This is a genomic window from Streptomyces bohaiensis (assembly GCF_012033785.1).
GTDB lineage: Bacteria > Actinomycetota > Actinomycetes > Streptomycetales > Streptomycetaceae > Streptomyces > Streptomyces bohaiensis.
Genome location: NZ_JAAVJC010000451.1, coordinates 1 through 2342, shown reverse-complemented (window position 1 = coordinate 2342; position 2342 = coordinate 1). Strand labels below are relative to the sequence as shown.

3 protein-coding genes are annotated in these 2342 nt (G+C 76.7%); 1 reads left to right on the top strand and 2 read right to left on the bottom strand.

All coding sequences use genetic code 11. The annotated features are described in order from the left end of the window. Positions 1-55: 55 nt before the first annotated feature. Positions 56-856: a YqjF family protein gene (locus HCN52_RS23845; RefSeq protein ID WP_168090492.1), complete on the bottom strand. Its 801-nt coding sequence runs from the start codon at positions 854-856 to the stop codon at positions 56-58. Positions 857-927: 71 nt separating this feature from the next. Beyond that, complete coding sequence (locus HCN52_RS23840) at positions 928-1479, bottom strand: DoxX family protein (RefSeq protein WP_376767204.1); 552 nt, start codon at positions 1477-1479, stop codon at positions 928-930. A 161-nt stretch (positions 1480-1640) separates the two neighbouring features. Here HCN52_RS23840 and HCN52_RS23835 point away from each other — a divergent pair, with 161 nt between their 5' ends. Beyond that, positions 1641-2102 (top strand): MarR family winged helix-turn-helix transcriptional regulator, encoded by a 462-nt coding sequence (locus HCN52_RS23835; RefSeq protein WP_168090490.1) that lies wholly within the window; start codon positions 1641-1643, stop codon positions 2100-2102. The last annotated feature ends 240 nt before the right edge of the window (positions 2103-2342 follow it).

Below are 2342 nucleotides of genomic sequence, written 5' to 3'. Positions count from 1 at the left end.
CGCCCCTCGTCACCTCCGGCGGCCGTTCCGGCTGCCCGCCGCGGCGGCGGGGCGGTCAGCGGCGGGGCGGTCCGAACCGCACCGGGACACCGGGCGAGTACAGCACGCTGACCGGCTCCCCGGCCGGGGCGGGCAGCCCGGCCGCCGCGATGAGGTTCTCCTCGCAGCGCTCCAGTCGCGCGCGGTGCAGCGGCCAGCGCGGGTGGGTGTTGGGCAGGTAGACCGTGCGGCCCGCGAGCGTCGTGTGCAGCCCCCAGCGGGCGGTCAGGAAGTGCTCCAGCGGCCCCGGTTCGGCGACCGGCTCGCCGACGGCGACGGTGATGCGGCTGAACGCCCCGCGCGGCCCGGGGAGTCGGCGCTCGGAGCGGTAGTGCATCCGGTCCCCCACGCGCGCCACCGACATGTCCGCCCAGGTGTACGGGAGCCCGAAGCCGCCGCGGGCGACGAGCACCGCGGCCGACCGAGTGGCCTCCAGGGAGCGGAAGACGACGCCGCGGCGTCCCTGCGCGTCGCGCGAGTAGAGCCGGACGTTGGTCTCGGGGAACGAGCCGAGCCCGGGGAGGCCGGGAAGCCCCAGCAGGCCGATGCGGTGCATCCGGAAAGCGATGAGGCCGACGTGGGTGACGCCGTCGTGGGTGTCGGGCTCGCACCCCGGTGGCAGCAGCGGGGCGACCGCGGCGGGCGGCAGCGGCCAGTGCAGGAACGCCAGGTCGTGCCAGGACTGGGTGAGCAGGGTGCGGCCGTGCGGGCGGGGCGGTTCCGGTGTGACCGGTTCGACCGCCGCCGCGGGGCCCGCGCGCCGGGCCCCGCCGTGCGGGCCCGGGCGGGCGTCTCGCCGGCGCGGTCGCTGCCCCATGGAGGGCAGCGTCTCACGCGGCCGCCCGGCCCGCCTGACAGCGGGCCGGGCGGCGGTGCGTGGTGACAGGATCAGTTGCGGATCAGCAGCACGACGATCGCGGAGACCACGGCCAGGCCGAGCGCGGCCAGCCCCTGCACCAGCCGCGGCTCGCGCAGCACGGAGACGGGGAGCAGCCGGTCGACCGCGTACCGGCCGGGCCCGGTCAGGGCGAGAGCGGCGGCGGCGACGGCCAGCACCAGCGGCAGTTCGTAGCCGCCCAGCCAGGCGTCGTCCGCGTGGGCGGAGAAGATCGCGTTGATGAGGGTGCCGACGATCGCGGCGGAGGCCAGCGGGGTCAGCAGGCCGAGGACGAGCCCGAGGCCGCCGAGGAACTCGGCGAGGCCGGCGACCAGCGCCATGGTCTCGCCCGCCGGGTACCCGAGGAAGGTGAAGAAGTCGCCGGTGCCGTCGAGGCCGCCGCCGTCGAAGGAGCCGAAGAGCTTCTGCGCGCCGTGGGCGGCCATCGTCAGCCCGACGCCGACGCGCAGCAGGAGCAGGCCGAGGTCGAGGCCGGAGGGGGCGCCGCCGAGCGGTCCGCCGTCCCGGAGGTCGGCGTCGGAGCGGGTGGTCGTGGTGGTCACGGATCGTCTCCCGGTGGGGGCAGGGGGCGGCGGGGCGCGGCTGGGGCGACCGCCGCCCGGGGTACGCGTCGGATGCGGTGACACCGATGTCGTTCGCATCGGAACTCGGCCGCCGAGCGTACAGGTCAGTTCGAATTTGAACAACGCCGTAGGATGGGCACATGGCGAACACCCGGTGGCTCGACGACGGCGAGATGGCGGCCTGGACCTCCTTCCTGGAGGCCACGCACCGCGTCTTCCGCGAGGTCGAGGCGCAGCTCCGCGACGAGGCGGGCCTCTCCCACCCGCAGTACGAGGTACTCATCAAGCTGCACCAGGCCGGGCCGGACGGGCTGCGGATGACCGAGCTCGCCACCTCCCTCATCACCTCCAAGAGCGGCCTGACCTACCAGGTCGGCCAGTTGGAGAAGCGCGGGCTCGTGACCCGCGGCGCCTGCCCCACCGACACCCGCGGCGTCACCGCCCGCATCACCCCCGCCGGATCGGACGCGCTGCGCGCCGCCGCCCCCGGCCACGTCGAACGGGTGCGGGCCGTCCTGATCGACCTGCTGGACCGGGAGCAGCTCGACGCCGTGACGGACGCCATGACCAGCGTCAACAGCCGTCTCCGTCAGGAGAGCTGACCGGCCCGACCCGGCTCAGCGCCCCGCGCCGTCCCCGGTCGGGCCCCGGCCGTGCTCCCCCGCGCCGCCACCCGCCGCCGGACGGGGCACCGCCTTCCGGTCCCGTGCCTGCCGGTCCCGTGCCTGCCGGTCCGACCCCTGCCGGTCCCGTGCCGGGCGCTGCGGGTGCGGCACCGCTGCTGGGCCGACCGGGGGCGCCGGGCGGCGGGGGCGGACCGGTCCGACCGGCGGCCCGCGGGG